20 protein-coding genes and 3 pseudogenes are annotated in these 23,235 nt (G+C 43.0%); 10 read left to right on the forward strand and 13 right to left on the reverse strand.

Annotation, left to right across the window (positions count from 1 at the left end):
• Positions 1-95 precede the first annotated feature (95 nt).
• A complete protein-coding gene (gene gyrA / locus ACGF7G_RS13700; RefSeq protein WP_387466188.1) occupies positions 96-2,723 on the reverse strand; it encodes a DNA topoisomerase (ATP-hydrolyzing) subunit A in 2,628 nt (875 codons plus the stop codon).
• A gap of 167 nt (positions 2,724-2,890) precedes the next feature.
• Between gyrA and ubiG the strand changes: the two genes are divergently transcribed.
• The 4 genes from ubiG (at position 2,891) to yfaE (ending at position 7,679) form a co-directional block, all read left to right on the forward strand.
• The gene (gene ubiG, locus ACGF7G_RS13705) at positions 2,891-3,613 is read left to right on the forward strand and encodes a bifunctional 2-polyprenyl-6-hydroxyphenol methylase/3-demethylubiquinol 3-O-methyltransferase UbiG (RefSeq protein ID WP_133814665.1); all 723 of its coding nucleotides are present in this window, start codon (positions 2,891-2,893) and stop codon (positions 3,611-3,613) included.
• Between the two features lie 365 nt (positions 3,614-3,978).
• A complete protein-coding gene (gene nrdA / locus ACGF7G_RS13710; protein ID WP_387466189.1) occupies positions 3,979-6,270 on the forward strand; it encodes a class 1a ribonucleoside-diphosphate reductase subunit alpha in 2,292 nt (763 codons plus the stop codon).
• A gap of 12 nt (positions 6,271-6,282) precedes the next feature.
• Positions 6,283-7,413, forward strand: a complete 1,131-nt coding sequence (nrdB, locus tag ACGF7G_RS13715; protein WP_133814663.1) for a class Ia ribonucleoside-diphosphate reductase subunit beta — start codon at positions 6,283-6,285, stop codon at positions 7,411-7,413.
• Positions 7,413-7,679, forward strand: coding sequence for a class I ribonucleotide reductase maintenance protein YfaE (gene yfaE, locus ACGF7G_RS13720; protein WP_021325288.1), 267 nt, complete (start codon positions 7,413-7,415; stop codon positions 7,677-7,679). The genes nrdB and yfaE overlap by 1 nt, the downstream gene beginning before the upstream one ends.
• Before the next feature lie 3 nt (positions 7,680-7,682).
• On the opposite strand, the gene ACGF7G_RS13725 is transcribed toward yfaE, so the two are convergent.
• Positions 7,683-8,063, reverse strand: coding sequence for a type II toxin-antitoxin system YafO family toxin (locus tag ACGF7G_RS13725; protein ID WP_387466190.1), 381 nt, complete (start codon positions 8,061-8,063; stop codon positions 7,683-7,685).
• A complete protein-coding gene (locus tag ACGF7G_RS13730; protein ID WP_166295979.1) occupies positions 8,063-8,683 on the reverse strand; it encodes an iron-sulfur cluster assembly scaffold protein SufA in 621 nt (206 codons plus the stop codon). Before ACGF7G_RS13730 ends, ACGF7G_RS13725 begins: the two co-directional genes overlap by 1 nt.
• Before the next feature lie 393 nt (positions 8,684-9,076).
• Between ACGF7G_RS13730 and ACGF7G_RS13735 the strand changes: the two genes are divergently transcribed.
• The 4 genes from ACGF7G_RS13735 to ACGF7G_RS13750 all read left to right on the forward strand — a co-directional run bounded on the left by ACGF7G_RS13735 (position 9,077) and on the right by ACGF7G_RS13750 (position 12,282).
• Entirely contained in the window at positions 9,077-10,051 is a 975-nt protein-coding gene (locus ACGF7G_RS13735) for a Gfo/Idh/MocA family oxidoreductase (protein ID WP_339959285.1), read from the forward strand.
• Between the two features lie 345 nt (positions 10,052-10,396).
• The gene (locus tag ACGF7G_RS13740) at positions 10,397-10,675 is read left to right on the forward strand and encodes a DUF1778 domain-containing protein (RefSeq protein WP_021325292.1); all 279 of its coding nucleotides are present in this window, start codon (positions 10,397-10,399) and stop codon (positions 10,673-10,675) included.
• A gap of 7 nt (positions 10,676-10,682) precedes the next feature.
• On the forward strand, positions 10,683-11,183 hold the full coding sequence (locus ACGF7G_RS13745; protein WP_387466215.1) for a GNAT family N-acetyltransferase: 501 nt from the start codon (positions 10,683-10,685) through the stop codon (positions 11,181-11,183).
• Between the two features lie 376 nt (positions 11,184-11,559).
• Positions 11,560-12,282 (forward strand): helix-turn-helix transcriptional regulator, encoded by a 723-nt coding sequence (locus ACGF7G_RS13750; protein WP_387466192.1) that lies wholly within the window; start codon positions 11,560-11,562, stop codon positions 12,280-12,282.
• A 263-nt stretch (positions 12,283-12,545) separates the two neighbouring features.
• On the opposite strand, the gene ACGF7G_RS13755 is transcribed toward ACGF7G_RS13750, so the two are convergent.
• From ACGF7G_RS13755 to ACGF7G_RS13780, 6 genes and pseudogenes are all read right to left on the reverse strand, one after another.
• The gene (locus tag ACGF7G_RS13755; RefSeq protein ID WP_387466194.1) at positions 12,546-13,052 is read right to left on the reverse strand and encodes a contact-dependent growth inhibition system immunity protein; all 507 of its coding nucleotides are present in this window, start codon (positions 13,050-13,052) and stop codon (positions 12,546-12,548) included.
• Between the two features lie 162 nt (positions 13,053-13,214).
• A complete protein-coding gene (locus ACGF7G_RS13760) occupies positions 13,215-13,715 on the reverse strand; it encodes a contact-dependent growth inhibition system immunity protein (RefSeq protein ID WP_387466196.1) in 501 nt (166 codons plus the stop codon).
• On the reverse strand, positions 13,715-14,560 hold the full coding sequence (locus ACGF7G_RS13765) for a hypothetical protein (protein WP_387466197.1): 846 nt from the start codon (positions 14,558-14,560) through the stop codon (positions 13,715-13,717). The genes ACGF7G_RS13760 and ACGF7G_RS13765 overlap by 1 nt, the downstream gene beginning before the upstream one ends.
• Before the next feature lie 28 nt (positions 14,561-14,588).
• Complete coding sequence (locus tag ACGF7G_RS13770; protein WP_387466199.1) at positions 14,589-15,443, reverse strand: hypothetical protein; 855 nt, start codon at positions 15,441-15,443, stop codon at positions 14,589-14,591.
• Positions 15,444-15,739: 296 nt separating this feature from the next.
• Positions 15,740-16,124: pseudogene (locus ACGF7G_RS13775) on the reverse strand (hypothetical protein); the annotation flags it as partial.
• A pseudogene (locus ACGF7G_RS13780) lies at positions 16,121-16,527 on the reverse strand (ShlB/FhaC/HecB family hemolysin secretion/activation protein); the annotation flags it as partial. The pseudogenes ACGF7G_RS13780 and ACGF7G_RS13775, both read right to left, overlap by 4 nt.
• Before the next feature lie 114 nt (positions 16,528-16,641).
• Here ACGF7G_RS13780 and tyrP point away from each other — a divergent pair.
• On the forward strand, positions 16,642-17,847 hold the full coding sequence (tyrP, locus tag ACGF7G_RS13785; protein WP_133814660.1) for a tyrosine transporter TyrP: 1,206 nt from the start codon (positions 16,642-16,644) through the stop codon (positions 17,845-17,847).
• A gap of 26 nt (positions 17,848-17,873) precedes the next feature.
• Here tyrP and ACGF7G_RS13790 read toward each other — a convergent pair.
• Positions 17,874-18,188: pseudogene (locus ACGF7G_RS13790) on the reverse strand (YfaZ family outer membrane protein); the annotation flags it as partial.
• 286 nt (positions 18,189-18,474) lie between these two features.
• Here ACGF7G_RS13790 and ACGF7G_RS13795 point away from each other — a divergent pair.
• The gene (locus ACGF7G_RS13795; protein WP_133814659.1) at positions 18,475-19,923 is read left to right on the forward strand and encodes a catalase; all 1,449 of its coding nucleotides are present in this window, start codon (positions 18,475-18,477) and stop codon (positions 19,921-19,923) included.
• Positions 19,924-20,015: 92 nt separating this feature from the next.
• Here ACGF7G_RS13795 and menE read toward each other — a convergent pair whose 3' ends face one another.
• Genes menE through menB form a run of 3 tightly spaced genes read right to left on the reverse strand, consistent with a single transcriptional unit; the run spans position 20,016 to position 23,232 of the window.
• The gene (menE, locus tag ACGF7G_RS13800; RefSeq protein ID WP_387466201.1) at positions 20,016-21,416 is read right to left on the reverse strand and encodes an o-succinylbenzoate--CoA ligase; all 1,401 of its coding nucleotides are present in this window, start codon (positions 21,414-21,416) and stop codon (positions 20,016-20,018) included.
• Complete coding sequence (menC, locus tag ACGF7G_RS13805) at positions 21,404-22,375, reverse strand: o-succinylbenzoate synthase (protein WP_387466202.1); 972 nt, start codon at positions 22,373-22,375, stop codon at positions 21,404-21,406. The genes menE and menC overlap by 13 nt, the downstream gene beginning before the upstream one ends.
• Positions 22,375-23,232 carry a 1,4-dihydroxy-2-naphthoyl-CoA synthase gene (menB, locus tag ACGF7G_RS13810; RefSeq protein ID WP_387466204.1) on the reverse strand — a complete coding sequence of 286 codons (858 nt, stop codon included), beginning with the start codon at positions 23,230-23,232 and terminating at the stop codon, positions 22,375-22,377. Before menB ends, menC begins: the two co-directional genes overlap by 1 nt.
• Positions 23,233-23,235 lie beyond the last annotated feature (3 nt).

The raw sequence follows: 23,235 nt of genomic DNA on the forward strand, positions 1-23,235 counted from the left end.
ATCACCTGTTGCATATTTCGATATTAATCAAAATCTTTAAAAAAAAACAGGCACCGAAGTACCTGTTTCTTAATTGAGTGAAAAAATGTCTTCACTTAAACCGGATCAGCTGACTCGCTGCTGCCAGCATCAGGTGAATGGGTATTATCGTTTTCCAACGCCTCCCCTTCTTCTGCCAGCCCATCTTCATCATCTTCCGGTTCAGCAACCCGCTGCAAACCGACAACTTTCTCATCCTCAGCGGTACGGATCAGTGTTACCCCCTGAGTATTCCGGCCAACAACGCTGACTTCAGATACTCGGGTACGCACCAATGTGCCAGCATCGGTAATTATCATAATCTGATCAGTGGGCTCAACCTGAATTGCGCCGACCACATTACCATTACGCTCGCTGACTTTAATTGAGATAACCCCCTGAGTTGCACGGGATTTGATTGGATACTCGTTTTCAGCGGTACGTTTGCCGTAACCGTTTTCAGTGACTGTCAGAATCTCCCCTTCTCCACGCGGGATAATCAGGGAAACAACTTTGTCTTCGCCACTCAATTTGATACCACGTACACCGGTGGCTGTACGCCCCATTGAACGAACAGCGTCCTCTTCAAAGCGGACAACTTTACCATCAGCGGAGAACAACATGACTTCGTTACTGCCGTTAGTCAGGTCAACGCCGATCAGCTCATCACCCTCATTGAGGTTAACCGCGAGAATACCGGCACTGCGCGGACGGCTGAAATCTTGTAATGCCGTTTTCTTCACTGTCCCACTGGCCGTAGCCATAAAGACATACAGCCCTGCTTCATATTCACGCACTGGCAAAATCGCAGTAATTCGCTCATTTTGCTCCAGCGGCAAAAGGTTAACAATCGGACGGCCACGGGCACCACGGCTGGCCTCAGGTAATTGATAAACTTTCATCCAGTACAGGCGGCCACGGCTGGAGAAGCAAAGGATCGTATCGTGAGTATTCGCCACCAGCAGCCTTTCAATGAAATCTTCTTCTTTGATACGTGCTGCGGATTTCCCTTTACCACCACGGCGTTGCGCTTCATAGTCAGACAGTGGCTGATATTTGACATACCCCTGATGTGACAACGTAACAACAACATCTTCCTGATTAATCAGATCTTCGATATTGATATCAGCGGTGTTCTCCGTGATTTCAGTACGGCGGGCGTCATTATATTGCGCTTTGACTGCCAGCAGCTCTTCACGGATCACCTCCATCAGGCGCTCCGGGTTTTCCAGGATGAACATTAATTCACCGATTAATGTCAGCAATTCACGGTACTCATCCAACAATTTTTCATGCTCAAGGCCAGTCAGTTTTTGCAAACGCAGATCCAGAATTGCCTGTGCCTGTTGCTCGGTCAGATAATATTTACCTTCATGCACGCCATATTGGGGTTCCAGCCATTCAGGACGGGCAGCATCATCACCGGCACGTTCAAGCATGGAAGCAACATTGCCTAATTCCCACGGCTGCGCAACTAACGCCGCTTTTGCTTCGGCCGGTGCCGGAGCACGGCGGATCAGTTCGATAATCGGATCGATATTCGCCAGCGCTACCGCCAATGCTTCAAGAATATGGGCACGATCACGGGCCTTACGTAATTCAAAAACGGTGCGACGGGTAACCACTTCGCGACGATGGCTGACAAACGCGGAAAGAATATCTTTCAGATTCAGCAGCTTTGGTTGCCCCTGATGCAGAGCCACCATGTTAATACCAAAAGAAACCTGAAGCTGAGTCAGGGAATAGAGGTTATTCAGAACCACTTCACCCACCGCATCACGTTTCACTTCGATCACAATCCGCATACCGTCTTTATCAGATTCGTCACGAAGAGCACTAATCCCTTCGATGCGTTTTTCTTTCACCAGCTCGGCCATTTTTTCAATCAAGCGGGCTTTGTTAACCTGATAAGGAATTTCGTGAACCAGGATAGTTTCACGGCCATTTTTCTCATTAACTTCGATTTCAGCACGGGCACGGATATAAATTTTACCGCGGCCAGTCCGGTAAGCCTCCTGAATACCTCGACGACCATTAATGATCGCGGAAGTCGGAAAATCCGGGCCAGGAATATACTGCATCAGCCCTTCAATGCTGATGTTTTCATCTTCAATATAAGCCAGACAACCATCAATAACTTCGGATAAGTTATGGGGAGGAATGTTAGTCGCCATACCCACTGCGATACCGGAGGAGCCGTTGATCAGCAGATTAGGTACTTTGGTCGGCATCACTTCCGGGATCTGCTCTGTACCATCATAGTTCGGCACAAAATCGACAGTCTCTTTTTCCAGATCCGCCAGCAGCTCATGGGCAATTTTCGACATACGCACTTCGGTGTAACGCATCGCCGCAGCTGAGTCACCATCGACTGACCCAAAGTTACCCTGACCATCGACCAACATATAGCGCAGGGAAAACGGTTGAGCCATACGAACAATCGTATCGTAGACCGCGCCATCCCCATGTGGGTGGTATTTACCGATAACGTCGCCGACAACACGGGCAGACTTCTTGTAGGGTTTATTCCAATCATTTCCCAGTACACTCATTGCGAAAAGTACGCGACGGTGTACCGGCTTCAGTCCATCTCGAACATCTGGTAATGCGCGCCCGACAATAACAGACATCGCATAATCCAGATACGAGCTCTTCAGCTCTTCTTCGATATTAACCGGTGTGATTTCTCTGGCAATGTCGCTCATGGAGCCCACTATCCCTCATAATTCCGGATTCAAAGGTTTAGAACTATACCACAAATCAACAGTTTTATAAAAATCAGATACGGGTATTTAAAAATTAAGCCATGTATACTATGACAAAAATGGAGTGAATCCACCTGTAAAACAAGTTTAAGGAGCGACAACCGCTGATGAACGTTAAAACCCCCGCCACAACAAGCAATGTTGATCAACAGGAAATAGAGAAATTTGAAGCGGTTGCTTCCCGCTGGTGGGATTTGGACGGCGAATTTCAGCCACTGCACCGGATTAACCCACTGCGCCTGAATTATATTTTGCAGCGTTCCGGCGGCATTTTCGGTAAGAAAATTCTGGATGTAGGTTGTGGCGGCGGCATTTTATCGGAAAGCATGGCCCGTGAAAATGCAGAAGTGACCGGGCTTGATATGGGTACTGAACCGCTTCAAGTTGCCAGATTGCACGCCCTTGAAACCGGCATCCCTGTGACTTATGTACAGGAGACCGTGGAAAGCCACGCAGAAAAATATCCACAGGCTTATGATATCGTCACCTGTATGGAAATGCTGGAGCACGTACCGGACCCACAGTCGGTTGTCCGTGCCTGTGCGCAGTTAGTCAAACCCGGTGGACACGTCTTTTTCTCTACCATTAACCGCAACAAGAAAGCCTGGCTTATGGCGGTCATCGGTGCGGAATATATTCTGAAAATGGTGCCGAAGGGGACCCATGACGCGAAGAAATTTATCCGCCCATCAGAATTAATAGGCTGGATTGACAGAACGCCACTGCAAGAACAGCACATTATCGGCCTGCATTACAACCCGCTAACAGATAAATTTACCCTCGGTCACAATGTTGATGTTAATTATATGTTACACACCCAGTATGTCTGACATATTCATCTGATCGATGAATAAAGCGGCAAATAAATCCTGTTTTCAGGAATTTTTTTACTCATTTTTGCCGGTGCTCCTGCCAGGGTAACCGCTAGTAATGATGCAGGCTTCCGGCTTTTTAATAAATTTAGTCCTCAAGTTATCCACAAAAATCCGTGTTTTTGTACACTTGATAAAAGCTGTTTTTAACATTATCTTGTTGTCATTATTTAGTGTACCCCCTACATATTGTGTTCCTTAACATTCCATTACCACTACTCTCTCGTTGGTTTCTTCACCACTGAGAAGGTTATGTTTTGGTCTTGTAAAGACACAAAGCAGGTGGGAGCAAGTCTGAAAGTAAATGTAAGGTATGCCTGTCCATGAACCATAGTCTGCTAGTAACAAAGCGTGATGGCCACAAAGAACGAATTGACCTTGAAAAAATCCACCGGGTTATTAACTGGGCAGCCGACGGTCTGAAAAATGTCTCGGTATCACAAGTAGAACTGCGTTCTCAAATCCAATTTTACGACAGTATCAAAACCTCAGATATCCACGAGACGATGATTAAAGCTGCCGCGGACCTTATCTCCGGTGATGCGCCAGACTATCAGTATCTGGCAGCCCGCCTGGCAATTTTCAACCTGCGTAAAAAAGCCTACGGTCAATTTGAGCCGCCAGCCCTGTATGATCACGTATCCCGTATGGTGGAAATGGGCAAATATGACAAACACTTGCTGGCAGACTACTCGAAAGAAGAATTCGAGCAAATGAACGAGTTTATTGACCACTGGCGTGATATGAATTTCTCTTACGCAGCGGTCAAACAGCTCGAAGGTAAATATCTGGTTCAAAATCGTGTTACTGGTGAAATTTATGAGAGCGCCCAGTTTCTTTATATTCTGGTAGCCGCCTGCCTGTTCTCCGGTTATCCGAAAGAGACCCGCCTGGGCTACATCCGTCGTTTTTACGACGCGGCTTCCACATTTAAAATTTCTCTGCCGACCCCTATCATGGCAGGTGTGCGCACTCCTACCCGTCAATTCAGCTCCTGCGTGCTGATTGAGTGTGACGATAGCCTGGATTCCATTAATGCCACTTCTAGCGCCATTGTGAAATATGTTTCCCAACGCGCCGGTATTGGCATCAACGCGGGCCGTATTCGTGCGTTGGGCAGCCCAATCCGTAACGGTGAAGCTTTCCACACCGGCTGTATTCCGTTCTACAAACATTTCCAGACGGCGGTAAAATCCTGTTCGCAGGGAGGTGTCCGTGGCGGTGCCGCGACATTGTTCTATCCATTATGGCATCTGGAAGTTGAAAGCCTGCTGGTACTGAAAAACAACCGTGGCGTTGAAGGCAACCGTGTCCGTCATATGGACTATGGCGTACAGCTCAACAAATTAATGTATGAGCGCCTGATCAAAGGTGAAGATATTACCCTGTTCAGCCCATCTGACGTCCCTGGATTATATGATGCATTCTTTGCGGATCAGGATGAATTTGAACGTCTGTATACTCAATATGAGCAAGACAGCAATATCCGTCAGCAACGCCTGAAAGCGGTTGATCTCTTCTCCCTGATGATGCAGGAACGTGCTTCCACCGGACGTATCTACATTCAGAACGTAGATCATTGCAACACTCACAGCCCATTTGACCCATCCGTTGCCCCTGTGCGCCAGTCAAATTTGTGTCTGGAAATTGCACTGCCAACCAAGCCATTGAATGATATCAATGATAAAAACGGCGAAATCGCGCTGTGTACGCTGTCCGCATTCAACCTGGGCGCAATCGAAAATCTTGATGAGCTGGAAGAACTGGCAACTCTGGCTGTCCGTGCGCTTGACGCCCTGCTTGATTATCAAGACTATCCGCTCATTGCCGCAAAACAAGGAGCAATGGGCCGCCGTACTTTAGGTATTGGTGTCATCAACTACGCTTACTATCTGGCAAAACATGGCGCGCGTTATTCAGATGGCAGCGCTAACAACCTGACGCACAAAACATTTGAAGCTATCCAGTATTACCTGTTGAAAGCCTCTAATGAGCTGGCGAAAGAACAAGGCGCTTGCCCATGGTTTAAAGAAACCACCTATTCTGAAGGTATCCTGCCTATCGATACCTATAAAAAAACGCTGGATACACTGACCAATGAGCCATTGCACTACGACTGGGAAGCGTTGCGCCGTGATATCAAACAATATGGTCTGCGTAATTCAACATTATCCTCTTTGATGCCGTCAGAGACATCTTCACAGATCTCCAACGCCACCAACGGCATTGAACCGCCTCGTGGTTACATCAGCATCAAAGCATCAAAAGATGGCATTTTGCGTCAGGTTGTACCGGAATATGAACGTCTGAAAGGCGCTTATGAACTGCTGTGGCAAATGCCGAGTAATGATGGCTACTTGCAGTTGGTTGGTATCATGCAGAAATTTATCGATCAATCGATCTCTGCCAATACCAACTATGATCCGACACGTTTCCCTAGTGGAAAAGTGCCGATGAATCAACTGCTGAAAGATTTGCTGCTCGCCTACAAATATGGTGTGAAGACCCTGTATTACCACAATACGCGTGATGGCGCGGAAGACGTTCAGGGTGACCTGGAAGAAGTCGTGGAATCGGCTGATTCCGATTGTGAAGGCGGCGCGTGTAAGATTTAATTTGAGGAAGTTATGGCCTATACCACCTTTTCGCAGGTAAAAAACGACCAGTTACAGGAACCGATGTTCTTTGGTCAGCCGGTAAACGTAGCTCGTTATGACCAGCAAAAGTACCCAATTTTCGAGAAACTGATCGAAAAACAGCTCTCCTTCTTCTGGCGCCCTGAAGAAGTTGACGTGTCCCGCGATCGCATTGACTACAATGCCTTGCCGGATCATGAAAAGCACATTTTCATCAGTAATCTGAAATACCAAACGCTGCTGGACTCTATTCAGGGCCGCAGCCCGAACGTGGCTTTTCTGCCCTTGATCTCCATCCCTGAGCTGGAGACCTGGATTGAAACCTGGTCTTTTTCCGAGACGATTCATTCACGTTCTTATACGCACATCATCCGTAATATCGTTAACGATCCGGCGGTTGTGTTTGATGATATTGTCACCAATGAAGAGATTCTAAAACGAGCGAAAGACATTTCCGCTTATTACGATGATCTGATTGAAATGACCAATCATTACCAGTTATTTGGTGAAGGAACCCATCAGATTGCCGGTAAAACCATTAATGTCAGTCTGCGTGAACTGAAAAAGCAACTGTACCTGTGCCTGATGAGCGTTAACGCACTGGAAGCGATCCGCTTCTACGTCAGCTTTGCCTGTTCATTTGCTTTTGCCGAACGCGAACTGATGGAAGGTAACGCTAAAATCATCAAACTGATTGCCCGTGACGAAGCACTGCATCTGACAGGCACTCAGCACATGCTGAATCTGTTGCGTTCTGGTCAGGATGACCCGGAAATGGCTGAAATCGCCAAAGAGTGTGAACAACAGTGTTACGACCTGTTTGTTCAGGCGGCGGAGCAAGAAAAAGAGTGGGCAGAGTACCTATTCAGCGAAGGCTCTATGATTGGTTTGAACAGAGATATTCTGTGTCAGTATGTTGAATACATCACCAATATCCGTATGCAGGCTGTTGGGCTAAAACTGCCATTTGAAACACGTTCTAACCCGATTCCGTGGATCAATTCCTGGCTGGTGTCTGATAACGTTCAAGTCGCGCCACAGGAAGTTGAAGTCAGTTCCTATCTGGTTGGTCAGATTGATGCTGAAGTTAACCCTGACGACCTGAGTGATTTTGAACTCTGATGACAAGCTATAAAGTAACCCTGCATGGTATGCAGGGTTATCATATTCATAGCTCTCCTGAGCTGCATAACAGTCTGCTGGAAGCGCTGGAACAAGGCAAAGTACAGGCTGAATACCAGTGCCGTGAAGGTTATTGCGGCTCCTGCCGTGTCAGGTTGGTAAAAGGTAAAGTAGGCTATCGGCGTAAGCCATTGGCTTTTGTCAATGAAGGTGAAATTCTGCCCTGCTGCTGTCATCCACTCAGTGATATTGAGATTGAGCTTTAGTATTCAAGCAGAATGGAATTCCTCAGCCCTACGCTCAAGCTCTGCAAGAAATGATGTCTTTGCTAATTCGTGAGCTTTCGGGCTCATAATGCTAATCACCTGAAAACGCTCACTATCCATCCAATGCCGCACGTACACTAAATAATTATTCGAGCTTCGGCCAATCTGTGGTTTATGCTCTTCCCACGGCATTTCATCTGGCATTCTAATATGCAATTTATAGATGTTTGAATCTAGAGTCCTGCTGTTATGCTCCCATTGACCATCCCGGCCAAATACAGAAGGTAATGAGGCTGTTTTTTTCCAATGCTCTAACAACTTTGCATAAACCATTGCAACCTCATGAAACTCAACATCTTTATGAACAGTAACACTGACCTTCATTACAAAAATTCCGGCGCTGACAGACCTAGGTTTCTATGCTCTGCCGATATCATCAATTTAACTTCACTATTCGCAGGTAAATTATCGGGCTGATATGTCTTGGTCGGCGGCAGGCTTTGTTCAATAGCCGAAAGAATATCGCACGCAATATACTCAGAGCTCGCTATTGCTCTACCGAACTTTACGATATTCACCCGAAATATTTCTCGCTCAGACAAATCCGGGAAATGCTTACTTAAACTATCAGATGACAAAACGATGCGTATTGCTTCTTTTATCCTCATACAGTGTTCAATATTATCATTGGCTAATTTTCTCATCAGTACCAGATTTGAAAATAATTCACCTTGTCCTTTAGCAACACGATGAGCGATAGCCTCGGATAACGACTTTCGCGTATACTCATTCAGGCTTTGCAAGTAAGCAGTCGCTTCTGACAAAGGCAGAAAGACTCGTTCACCTTTCAGATTAAAGGTCAATGTAGATACCAAACCTGCCGATTTCTGTATCTCAACTACCGTCATCGGTAAAACGGTACTTTTAGCCGGGACAGGAGCCAGAGATGCCAGTAAAGCTGCTGTCATCGCCGGGAGAGCCATTGTTTTCGCTTGTCTCTTCATATCATTACCTCTTTCAATGTTGTCATATACCAAATTATAAACGTTGTAAATTTGGCGATCAATTCATCAAATTTCTGGTGACAAAAAAATACTCTGGTCGAAAAGCTCACGAAATCACATTTCGTTAAGCTGGTATTGACTATATCAATCAAAGACTATTACTGATTAGTGCAAAACAACTACCGTAAAAAATAGCCCCATTGAAATCGCCTGAATTAATATTGGGTAAAAATCACATCAACTTACTTGCTTCAAAAATAGAAAACATGTTATATACATGAACATTCGAGATAAAAAATGTAATAAACCAGATTTAAACTATAATCTTCATCAATATTTTATTAATGAACAATTCAATACAAATATATTAGGAAAATAAAAATAAAATGGGGAATTATTGGTTGTGGTGATGTTACTGAAATAAAAAGTGGCCCTGCTTTTTATAAATTAGACAATTCTGAATTAGTTGCAGTAATGAGACGTAATGCTAATTTAGCAGAAGATTTTGCCAAAAGACATCATGTTCCTAAATGGTATTCTGATGCTAATTCACTTATTAATGACAAAGACATTGATGCAGTATATATTGCAACGCCACCTTCTACACATAAAGAATATACCATTTTAGCGGCTAAAGCAGGTAAAGCGATATATGTAGAAAAACCTATGGCATTAACATTTGAAGAATGTAATGAAATGATAGCGACTTGTAGATCACAAAATGTTCCATTATTTGTGGCTTATTACAGGAGAGCATTACCCAGATTTTTAAAAATCAAAGAATTAATTGAATCAGGCGCTATAGGAACACCAAGAATAGTAAATTGCATACTTTACAGAGAGCTAGAACCCTGCTATCAGGACCCTCATCATTTACCTTGGGTTGTTAAACCAGAAATTTCCGGTGGTGGATTATTTGTTGATTTAGCATGCCATACTCTGGATATATTAGATTTTCTTTTGGGGAAAATTATTTCTGTCAAAGGACATGCAAATTCACAGGGAAATGCTTATCCAGCAGAAGACTGTGTATCAATGTCATTTATGTTTGAAAATAACATTCAAGGCGTTGGAATATGGAATTTTGTGTCGAACTCCAGATATGATAATGTTGAAATAATTGGCGATAAGGGAAAAATATCTTTTTCTACCTTTGGAAATTCAGCCATTTCATATTATGACGGAAATAATAGATTACACCAATTTAATATTAACAACCCAGAACATATAGAAATGCCATTGATTAGCACGATAATTAATGAATTACAAGGAAAAGATTTTTGCCCTTCAACGGGGGAATCCGGCTCACGAACCAGTTGGGTAATAGACCAAGTATTAAAAGATTATAGAATGAGTAATTATTTGTAAGGAATTTATTTAAAAAAAATATATTGGTTACGAATGGAACAAGATATATAGATAAAAAAAGGTGATATTCAGACTGGAGCTGATAATGAACTGGTCTGCTACCTTTTGGACTACCTTGTTCCAATCACCATTGCTGATTTGAGGTAATCGCGTAGTGACAAGAATCAGTATTACAGACCTTCCCGAAAGTCCGAAAACGGTGGTCAGAGAAGGTCAAGCTATTACTATCTACCTTTTTCTTAATGATGGCATTTATACATGGTTTAATGTCACACTTGCAATGTAATGCCAATAGCGTTACATTAGTATATTATTTATACCATCTACAGCCAAAGGAGATTCAAAATGAATGTAACAATTGAGAATCGTAAAAATAAGACGCTCAATTTGAGGATTAGGCAAGAAGATCGAGATTTAATCGATAGGGCAGCAAAAGTAAAAGGCAAAACCGTCACCGAATATGTCCTTGATACGATCAAGCGTGATGCTGAAAACACCCTATTGGAACACTCATTTATGGTTGTTTCTCCAGAAGTTTTTGATGCTTTTGTTGCTAAACTTGATGATCCGGCAGCACCAAATGAACGTCTTATCAAAACAGCAAATATGAAAAAACCTTGGTGATACAATGATAAGTAATGGCCCAACCCCATTAACAGACGATCACAATTTAGATAATTTTAATTCAGGAGTTGACACCCTTGATAATTGGTTAACAGACAAAGCATCAAAAAACCAAAAAGGAAATGCCTCACGAACATACGTTGTAAGCGAAGACAAAAATGTTATTGCCTATTATTCGTTGGCTACCGGCTCAATTATGTCGCAAAAAGCGATAAGCAAATTTAAACGCAATATACCAAACCCCATTCTGGTAATCATTTTGGGCCGTCTGGCTGTTGATAAAAATTATCAAGGAAAAGGGTTTGACCGCTATTTGGTTAGAGATGCTGCCATACGTGTCACACAAGCCGCAGATTTAGTTGGTATTAGAGGGTTAATTGTCCATGCTATCTCAGAAGACGCTAAAGCATTTTATAAATCTGTGGGTTTTGATGAATCGCCTTTAAACCCAATGACGTTGATGATCACATTAAAGGATTTAAAGACAGCTTTCGGAATCAAAGGTTAATGTATATAGCTGAGCTTTTTCAAGATAATCGGTGGACACACAACTCTTTTAAAAAGATTAACTGACCACCGTTAATCAACCTACTAACTCTTTCTAACCGAACAAATAGAACACCAAGACAGCCATGTCAGAAAAGGTCAAACTGTTGTGGCGGATTCAACTAATAGACCCAAAGAAAGAGCAAAAATAACTACTCGATTGTAATTATTCATTAAAAACATAATCAATAAGAAAAACTTTACCCAATATAAAACATTGGCATGTTAGCGATATTTACAGAAGCGGTAAAATCGTCCATAAACATAATTACTCATTGCGTTGTAAAAGTGATAACCTTACATGGAAGTATTCCAGTTTAATCATGATGGGTGAAATTATGAAAGATAAAAGTATGAGTTTCTCTGTAAACAAAGATCTAGATGTTCATTCAAAAAGCTTTGATGCTTTCATTTCGTACATGGAAAACAGCAACGATTTTTGGGTTATAAAAGACAAAGAATCTCGATTCGTCTATGCAAATGATATTATGCTTTATTACAGTGGCCTTCCTAAAGGTTTTAATATAGAAGGTAAGCTTGATAGTGAATGTCCAGCACCGTGGTCTGAGTTTGAAGATATTATACAAGCTAACGATAAAAACGTAATGATGAGTCAACAAACTATTCCAGTACTAAACACCTTCACTTATGGCGGGAGAGAAAAAATAATCCAACCATTTTTACTTGATGTTACACCTTTAATGAAGGATGGAAAATGCATCGGGGTTGTTGGTCATGGTAAAAAACTTAAAATTTATTCCATGTATCATTTTGAAAATAATAGGCATCCTGATTCACTAACTTTTGGCACACCAACTGATTTATTTACTGATAGAGAGTTCGATATAGTATTTTTTGCGTTGCAATCACTAAGTGCTAAAGGTATAGCTAGAAAATTAGATATTTCATATAGAACGGTACAAACCCGGCTACAGATAATTTACCAGAAAATAGGAATAAATTCATTAAGCCAGTTAAAAGAATATTGCAGGGGTAAAGGATATGATAACTATGCTCCTACCCGATTTATTAACCCTAATCCCTATATACCTCTAGTATAACAATGCACAATATCGTTGTCGCCACTATGCCAGTAGGGTTCTGCCAAGCAGAACCCCTGCACCTATCTAGCTTCGTGTGTAAGATCGATGCTTAAAAAAGGCCCCGCTTTACGGCGCTTAAGCGCCTGAAAAACCCATCGCTAAAAGATTCTTTCGTCTCCGACCATCCCGCCAATTCATTAGTGATTACGTGTCCACCTTATTTAACTCTATAAATCAACGATCATGAATAATCAATGCAAAAACAAACTGTTACTTTATCGTCAAACATAACTTCGACAACGTGAAAAAGCCAGCCGTAATGCCGCACCCACTTCTGCGGGGGAACTGTCTGCTGGGATTACAACATAGTCAAATTCGGAAATGGCCTTACCTGTCCAACTTTCCAATTTTTCATGACAAGATGGTCGAATCGTTATTTGACCATCAAGCAGACAGATACCACAGCTTAACATTTTCTTAAATAACTGACGTTTTGAGCGGTAACCATAAGATCCCATCATTTCAGTGATCCAATTTTTATACTGTTCAGCATTTGCATCATGATCAAAATAATCTCCACATTCATCAAGTGGTATGATTCTGCTTTTTGACAAAGCATCAAGCACAGCCTTTCCCAACTCTTGATCAGATACAATTGGCTGTAATAAATGATTGCTTCCTAAAGGATCTACTCCCAATAAACCGTTACCTGAATAAGTTTGTATTGAATAGAAATCACCATTAAACTCAGTCCTTGCATGTAATCCTTGTTTGAAATCTGCACTCATTATTTCACCTCTGTAATTTTAACGGTAAGGCTCATTTATAACTATTTCAACCTTTTTAAGATAATTAGCGGACACATAATAGCTACTACGTGTCCACCTTAATTAGCTCTATAAATCAAAGATCATGAATAATCAATGCAAAAATAAACTGCTACTTTATCGTCAAACATAACTTCTGCAACGTGAAAAAGCCAGTCGTAATGCTGCACCCACTTCCTCAGGGGAACTGTCTGCCGGAATAATGACATAATCTGACTCTACAATACCCTTCCCTGTCCAAAGCTCAAGTTTCTCATGACCAGAAGGAGTGATAGTTATAACACTATCTAACAAACAGATATTACAACTGTTCATCTTCTTAAATAGTTGACGTTTTGAGCGGTAATTGTAAATTTCCATTACTTGCTTAATCCACCCTTTATATCGCTCACCTGCTCTTTCATTGTCAAAAAAATCATCATCAGGATCAATCAAGCGACTTTTATAAAGTGAATCCAAAACAGCATTTCCTAATTGGCTATCATTTACATCAGGAAATAGAATATGCTCGTGACCTTGAGGATCAGCTCTAAGTAGGCGATACCCAGAATAAGTTTTAACAGAGTAAAAATCACCATTAAACTTAACCCCCGCATTCAATCCTTGATCAAAATCTGTGTTCATTACTTCACCACCGTAATTTTAACGTTTACATTCTTGTCCGCACCATAAACAATTGCACGATTAATTTGCTCCCACTGATCAAGGGTTGTAGTCTTTGGAACGGCGATACGTACTTCACGTTGTGATATCATATTCAACTTAATTATATCTTCACCTTTCCTCGCTTCTTTAAAATTAACTATAACATCAATATTCCCTTTCATTGAGGTGTATATCTGCTTGGGATCTTTTACCCTAGCGGCTGTACGAGTATCCAATGTCTTAACACTGGTAGCTATCCCTGTTTTCTTATCATAAAAATCAAAAGTCTTAAACCCTGCGGGTAACCGAGTACCTTTAGGCATCTGCGTAGCAACAAAGTCCTCAAAAGGATACCCCTGTTTATAGTTACCTTCTCCCCACGCCATTTGGGTTTTACTGCCATCTTTTTCTACCCGATACACATGACGAATGTCTACTGTTGGATGCGGATCTTTTGATATCACTTTCGATAATTTAGCTGCACCAGATGTCGATCCCTTGACCGCGCCAAAGCCACCAACCACCATGCTGGCCATCTCAGTGACAATTTTTCCTGCTTCCAAGCCAGCGTTATAGGCACCCTCAGAACCGGCTTTTTCATATTCGGCTTTGACAATATCAAGCTGTTTGAGATAACCATCCTTTGTCGCTTGCCAGATAAAGCCGGGCATATCCTCCTGAATCAACAGTGTTCTAAGCGACTCAATGACTTCCGAAGGATTAGATACCGCTCCGACAATTGCCATCACACTATCATAAAGTTCTGATGGAATACCGGATATAAAACCCGCCGCTAAAGAACCGTCTTGCGTGTTACTAATCAAGCCCCACTTAGCAAAAATCTGCGCTTTTTTAAGGTTTATGTGTTAATAATACGTTATTGTTATCAATAGTAATGTCATTATTTGCTGCTAAAGAGATATTATTATTTTTAGTTAGAAATAAATTGCTCAGAATAATATTTTTACCAGCATGTAAAAATAAATCACCAGTAGCTTCCAAACTACCTACTTTACGCGTACCATCAAGATTAAAATACCCAACACTCTCACTGCTTTTAAAACTTAAGTCAGAATTTCGACTTATAGCAGTAATATTTTCACCCTTTAGTTCTCCTTGTATAGAATTAATATCATTTGTAGCTGTCATAGATAAATCACCACCAGCCCAAAGCGAGCCATCATTAATGACAATGCTATCATCCGCCAGAATATTTATCCTATCAACAGCTTTAATATTGTTGTCTGTGACATTTATCTTTTTTGAGTTCAATAATATATTTTTTGCTACCAATGAATCAGATCGTTGAATCCCAGATATTTCTGAGACTTCTTTTGTATCATAGACATATGGAGCATTAATATCAATATTATCTCTAAAGTCAGCAACTAAATCCCCACCAGCTGAAATAGTAGCCAAATAGTATTTTTTATTTTCCCATTCATTGGACATTCCTGTCTTTTTAAATTCAATATCATTCTCCATATACATAGGAAATTCACCTATCAAATGTTCCAATCCGATAATTATATCTCTACTACTCTCGGTATCACTCAGTGGATTAAAATCAGTTGAGTATTTAGTAAAATAATTTATTATTCCTAGATTTTTTGTAAAATTTTGAAGTAAAAAACCCGTAAGGAAAACATTTTTTAGCGCTTGTATTGAACTTGCTTCATTTAATATTTTATTTGAATTGACATACATATTATTACCGGAGGAAATGACAGCTTCTGATGTCGATTTACTTAAAATCAGCTCTTTCCTACCTGTATTTATCCAATTATTTTTATTAAAATCGACAGTACCAAACTATTTCTTAATTTCAGCATTCTCTAATACTGGTTTAAATCCATTTAAATGGTCACGAAATAACAATTCAAATCCCAAATATTCAATCTTATCCGAATCTGGAGTTGTTATTTTCCAATCAGTAGAAAATTCACTACGAACATTACTCAGCTCATTAGTCCTAACAACCAAATCCCCCTTTACGGTTTTTATTGAGGCTTCGCGCCTTCTCCGGTGATTTTCTTCACTGTGCCATCATTAAAATCAATCCGGTTAGCGCCTTGTGTAAGGGATAAATGATTAGCCTGAATTTTTCCATTTAACTCAGTCGCCCGGCTGATAATGTCAATATAATCCGTAGCCTTGCCATCCAGCCCTTTGCCACCAATCGTAATCTGGCCTTTTTTGACTTCCAATGCTTCCAATGCACCCTGTTTGTCAAACTGAGGTTTCCCAGTAGTCTTTCAGGTTAGGGTTCGCGTTAAGTTGTCCTGCCAGTTGTGATTGAGCCGCCTGTGTCGCGTTATTTAATACAGCTCCCTGAGTAGCAACATTAAACTCTTTATAGCTGTTGTGGGATATTCCGGCACTATTAGGCAACCGGCATCCAACGCACCGGTTAAGGCCAGTTCACCCAGCGCAGGAAGCTTTGACACCTGCCAGTTCAATTCGTTGCGCAAATATCCACCGCGATTGCCGGTAAGGTATTGCTCTTTAAACCCCCTAACGGAGTATTGCCCACCCAATGAGAGGCGTTCGCTGGCGTAAAGGTTGTCCAATGTGGTCTGGCCGTAAATAGATGAGAGGTAATAAAAAGAATCATTCCACGCATATTGATAACTAAACAGCCAGTAACCATAAGTAACTGTCACATGGCAAAAGAGGCTACGGCTCTGGTAGTTATTACGAAAATCACTGTTACGACTAGCAGATAATGACCACTGTTATCAGTACCCAAACTGGCACTGACCGGCAAATGAGTCGATATTCGCTTTAAGATACAAATTGTAATTATATATTTACACTTAGTGTAACCATTATTTGACAGAAGCAAATTGATCCTTTAGCCTGCCTTTCTATAACTATTTCAATCAGTTCAAAAGCAGAGGAAAGCGTGAAGAATCGCACTATTGGCAGTATTTTTATCGTCGCCGGGACGACAATTGGTGCAGGGATGCTGGCTATGCCACTGGCTGCGGCCGGTGTTGGTTTTGGGACAACCTTCGTGATGTTAGTCGCTCTTTGGGTTTTGATGAGCTATACCGCTTTATTGCTGGTGGAAGTTTATCAGTACAGCCCGGCAGATACCGGCTTAGGAACCGTGGCAAAACGTTATCTGGGACGTGGTGGTCAATGGCTTACCGGTTTCAGTATGTTATTCCTGATGTATGCCCTGACCACCGCTTATATCAGCGGTGCCGGTGAATTGCTTGCAGGCAGCCTGTCTTCATGGCTGGATAAACCCGTTCCGGTCTCATTTGGGATACTGATTTTCACCGTTGTCGCAGGTTGTGTTGTCACTATCGGTACGCAATCTGTCGATATGATTAACCGCTTGCTGTTTACTGCAAAAATCATCTTCCTGGTGATTATGTTGGCCGTCATGATGCCTCATATCAAAAACACGAACCTGCTCTCCATGCCCCTAGAGCAAGGTTTGGTATTATCAGCAATTCCCGTAGTATTCACCTCTTTTGGCTTTCACGGCAGTGTGCCAAGCATCGTGAGTTATATGGGCGGCGATACCCGCAAGTTACGCAAAATATTTGTTATCGGCAGTGCTATCCCATTGACTGCCTATATTCTGTGGCAATTAGCAACACTAGGAGCAATTTCTTCCCCTACTTTTGTCGGCATCCTGGCAGAACAGGCAGGACTGAATGGGCTGTTACAGGCAGTGAGAGACGTCGTTGCCACTCCTCGTGTAGAGCTTGCTGTCCGTCTGTTTGCTGACCTGGCACTGGCAACCTCATTTCTTGGTGTCTCTTTAGGTCTATTTGATTACATGGCGGATCTGTTCAAACGCCGTAACAATGCGACAGGCCGCCTGCAAACAGGGGTGATTACTTTTATTCCACCATTGCTTTGTGCGTTGTACTATCCAAACTTTGTTATGGCTCTGACTTTCGCCGCTGTAGCACTGTCTATTCTTGCTCTGCTACTGCCTTCAATGCTGGCATGGCGCAGCCGCCAAATTGAACAAGCAGCTTATCGGGTCATAGGCGGAAAGCCTGCTTTGGTACTGGTATTTCTTTGTGGAATCGCAGTTATTGCTATCCAGATTGGTATTGTCAGCGGATTGCTGCCAGAAGTGGGTTAATCCTAAGTTGAAATTGTCCGCATCAGAAATGATGCGGACACACCGCCTGCCAATGCCTCACCATTTTTCCCATCTTCAGGTGACAAATAAAGAACCTTACCGCCAATGCTAGCGGTCAATGGGCCGACGGGCAGACTAAAGGCCGTTCCCAAACTTCCCAGTTGCCCGCTATGATCACTGCGAGCCCAGTTACCGTTAAAAGATAATCCAGCACCGTTATCACCAATTGCAGCTGAAGTATTGGTGAAATGGCGACCAGCTTGAACATTCACCGAAATCGCATTCGCTGTCCCAGCAATGAACAATAAACCGGTTGCTACTGCGGCAAGATAAGCCTTCATATATTTCCCCTTTATTTACTTAATGTTAAGCATCTTACTTAAATAGAACTAAACCTGTAGACAACAAAAGGAAATGAATCATCTATACTTACTAAATATGTGTGAATTTTTCATTTCATTTACTTAATAATTAACTATGTAAATAATTTTATATTAAACAATAAAGTAAAAAACAATAAATAACTTATAGAAAAAATACAACATTTGAATTTTAACATTTGACCAGAACTGTTTTTTTTAATCAGCGATTACGCTGTTTTTTTTCATGTAAAACAGGAGAAGTGTGATGAAAAAGAGAGGACTGACAACGACTGCCGGAGCCCCTGTCGTTGACAATAATAATGTCATAACCGCAGGCCAACGTGGTCCTATGTTGTTACAAGATGTTTGGTTCTTAGAAAAACTTGCCCATTTTGACCGTGAAGTTATTCCAGAGCGCCGTATGCACGCCAAAGGCTCTGGAGCTTATGGAACCTTTGTTGTTACTCACGATATCACTCAGTACACCAGCGCTAAGATTTTCTCTGAAATAGGCAAAAAAACAGAAATGTTTGCCCGTTTCTCAACTGTCGCCGGTGAGCGCGGGGCAGCAGATGCGGAACGTGATATTCGTGGTTTTGCACTTAAGTTCTATACTGAAGAAGGTAACTGGGATTTAGTCGGTAACAATACTCCGGTATTCTATCTTCGTGACCCCCTGAAATTCCCAGATCTTAACCATGTTGTTAAACGTGATCCGCATACCAACTTGCGTAATCCTGCCTACAAATGGGATTTTTTCTCTCATCAACCTGAATCACTGCACCAATTAACCATTGATTTCAGTGACCGTGGTATACCCAGATCTTTCCGTCATATGCACGGTTTTGGTAGCCATGCATTCAGCTTTATCAACTCAGATAATGAACGTTTCTGGGTGAAATTTCACTTCCGTTGTCAGCAGGGCATTAAAAATCTGTTGGATGATGAAGTGGAAGCGCTGGTCGGTAAAGATCGCGAAAGTTCTCAGCGTGACTTTTTTACAGCCATTGAACAAGGAGATTATCCACGCTGGAAATTAAAGGTTCAGATTATGCCAGAGGAGGAAGCTTCTCAGGTGCCATACAATCCATTTGATTTGACAAAAGTATGGCCTCATGGCGATTACCCAATGATTGATGTCGGTTATTTCGAGCTGACCCGTAACCCTGAGAACTACTTCTCAGAAGTGGAACAGGCCGCTTTCAACCCGGCTAATGTCGTGCCAGGTATCAGTTTCTCCCCTGATAAGATGTTACAGGGCCGCCTGTTCTCCTATGGTGATGCCCAACGTTATCGCCTTGGCGTTAACCACCATCAAATTCCGGTTAATACACCTCGCTGTCCGTTCCACAATTTCCACCGTGATGGTGCAATGCGCGTGGATGGCAACAGCGGCAACACGGTGACTTATGAACCAAACAACGCCGGGTTATTCCAGGAACAACCTGAATTCAAACACCCATCATTGTCTTTAGAAGGAGACGCTGACCACTGGAACCACCGTAAAGATGAAGACTATTTCAGTCAGCCCCGCGCACTGTTTAACTTAATCAACAGTAAAGAGCATCAGCGTATGTTCGACCGTATCGCCAGTGAACTGTCACAAGCACATGAAGAGACTCAACGCCGTCAGGTTGAGCTATTTAGAAAAGTTCACCCAGAATATGGTGCTGGTGTCGAAAAAGCGCTGCAAAAATTAAAGACTGATTGCTAACAACACCGTATCATTAATTATCTCTGCCCATGACTCCATTAGTGATAATGGGCAGTACAAAATTCAACATATTGATAGCAAATCAACATAGCTCAAGAGAAACCGGGTAAATCCAATACCCATTTTTTGATCTGCTGACGGGAAATTTTAATACCGTCGTTTTTAAACTGTTGAGGTAAGAGATAATAAGCTGCCGGACGCTGAAAAACCGCCAGTTTATCAACCAACCATTCAGGTAATAAATCAATAATTTCAGGCGAGTTACTATCAATGACAACAACAGGGCGATAACCAAATTCAGGATCGGGCACAGGAACAGCAAAACTTTGTTCTACCTGTGGGTAGGTGTTAATCATGCGTTCAATCTCTTCCGGTTGAATGCCCTCTCCACCGCTGAAAAACTGATTATCCATCCGGCCAAGTATGCGTAATTCACCCTGTTGTATCACTCCCCGATCACGGGTATGAAACCAGCCATTATGATCAACCAATGGTTGTAATTTTCCATCCAACCAGTATCCACAAGCAAGGCTGTCAGAACGAATTTGAATCTCCTCCTTGATCAACCGAATTTCTTTGCCCGGTAATGGATTTCCCACGCCAGGCAACTCATCTGCCCGTTTAACGCATACCGTTGAAGCCAGTTCGGTTAAACCATAACTACACCAACAACGAATACCTTGCTGCTCGGCCCTTTGCGTCAATTCAACGGGGATCATCGCCCCACCCAGCAGCACTTCTTTCAAATTCGGCAGCTGATTTTGGGGCTGCTCCAGTAACCGCCAGAGCTGAGTCGGCACCAATGAAGCATGAGTACAATCAGTTAAAGCATGCTCCAGTGGATTGATATTTCTCAGGACCAGAGAAGCCCCTTTCATTAACCAACGCCAGATAATCCCCTGACCAGAGACATGAAACAACGGCAATGAGAGCAACCAGCTATCTTGCTGCTGAAAATTCATCACAGAAAGGACATCCCGTGCACTGGAAAGATGCGCATGAATTGAGTGAACAGCAGCTTTAGGTAAACCGGAAGAGCCGGAAGTCAAAATCATACTGGCTGGACGCATTGCGTCCCACGCTGCTGAGTTATCATCAGAATTCAGTGGCTCACTTTGCCAATCAAGGGATCTGGCATCTATAGCGGGCAAATCGCCCCCATAAAAATCAGCAACAAAATCAATATTCAGATGTGGCAGTAATTCAGACAAAAGCACTTCTGGCAATTGGGGATTCAGTGGCAACACCCGCGCACCACACTGTAGTGCAGCAAGATAACTCAGCAACATCTGTTCGCTATTTTTCCCCCGCAGCATGACGCCACTTCCTTCAATTACCCCCTGTTGGCGGAAATTTGCCGCGATTGCATCCAAAGCAGCAACCAACTGATGCCAGTTTAAAACACGATCACACAACCGAATGGCAATATTCTCGGGGCTAAAAGATGCCCAGTAGCGCCACGGCCACTGGGTAAATGGATTTAACTGCGCCATGCGATTTCCAATTCATCCAATCCTGTCACTGGAATCGTACTATCCGGCCAGCGGCGCACTAACTGAGACTGAATAAGTTCCAGCGTATCCAACCCTGGAATGGTCGCTGGCGTTAGCCAATGAGCAATGCGGGCAAGTTGAGTCAGACCAAAACTGGTTTCAATACTGGAGCTGATCACCGTTTCCAACCCGGCATTGTGCGCTGCTGAAATCAACTGACGACAACGGGCAAGACTTCCTGTCAAGGTGGGTTTGATTACGACAGCAGCCACACCTTCTTGGGCCTCCACACTGAAACCTTCATCACGGAGACGTTCATCCCAGGCAATGGCGATCCCAGTATCACGGGCAAAAGCGAGCGATTCTGCCGAGGTTTGGCAAGGCTCTTCCAAAAAGGCAATTCGGTTGCGGTAATCAGGATTCACATATTTAGCGAAACCGTCCGCTTTAGCACGGCTCCAGCTACGGTTAGCATCCAGTCGCAAAGATAAATCCGGTACCGCTTCCAGCAGAACATTCACCACCATACCGTCACGCACCGCTTCATACAGCCCAATTTTTACCTTAGCAATTTTTTGTCCACTCATTTTACTGAGACGAACAATCAGTTCATCAGGATCACCATTACACAATGGCGCTTTCCGGTAATCAGCTTCTTCCGGCAATTCACCCTGTAATTCAGCTAATGCGCAGCTAATCCCAAATGCAACAGAAGGCAATTTACTTTCGCCCGGTTCAGCACCAAGGCACCACGGTTTAAGCCATTCCACCGCAGCTTCCCCCGCCTGCTCAACAGTTTCTTTGCTAAATTCTGGCAGGGGCGAAATCTCTCCCCATCCCTGTTGACCATTTTCCTGCAAGTGAACCAGAAAGCCATCACGGGTTTTAAGCCGCTGATAGCGCAGGATAACACCTGCCTCCAGCGGCAGTCTGAACCGGTATAAAATTGCAGTACGCATTATGGGTTACGTTTAAATTGGCTGAAATCAGGTTGGCGTTTCTCATTAAAGGCGTTACGCCCTTCCTGACCTTCTTCTGTCATGTAGAAAAGCATAGTGGCGTTACCGGCCAGCTCCTGCAATCCAGCCTGGCCGTCACAGTCAGCATTCAGAGCAGCTTTCAAACAACGCAAGGCTATTGGACTATTTTCCAGCATTTCACGGCACCAGCGGACCGTCTCTTTTTCCAGATCTGCATAAGGTACAACGGTGTTAACCAGCCCCATATCCAATGCTTGTTTCGCATCATATTGACGACACAGGAACCAGATTTCACGGGCTTTTTTCTGACCGACAACCCGTGCCATATAAGATGCCCCCCAACCGCCGTCAAAAGAACCGACTTTAGGCCCAGTCTGACCAAAAACAGCATTATCAGCGGCGATAGTCAGGTCACACACCAAATGCAATACATGACCGCCTCCAATCGCATATCCGGACACCATAGCAACGACGGGTTTTGGACAAGTACGGATCTGGCGCTGGAAATCCAACACATTCAGATGATGGGTGCCTCTGGCATCTTGATAACCACCGTAGTCACCCCGGACTTTTTGATCACCACCAGCACAAAAGGCTTTTTCACCCATACCGGTCAGGATAATCACACCGATGGTGTCATCATAACGAGCATCATCCAGCGCTTGCATCATCTCTTGAACAGTCAATGGACGGAACGCATTACGTACTTGCGGGCGATTGATGGTGATTTTAGCAATACCATCGATGGATTTGTGATAAAGAATATCTTCAAATTCTCCAGAGCAGTCCTGCCATTCAATCGGGGCATATAGCTCTTCTTCGCTCGGGTAAATCATATT

Origin of the sequence: Photorhabdus sp. RM323S (assembly GCF_042879375.1) — a bacterium.
GTDB lineage: Bacteria > Pseudomonadota > Gammaproteobacteria > Enterobacterales > Enterobacteriaceae > Photorhabdus > Photorhabdus tasmaniensis.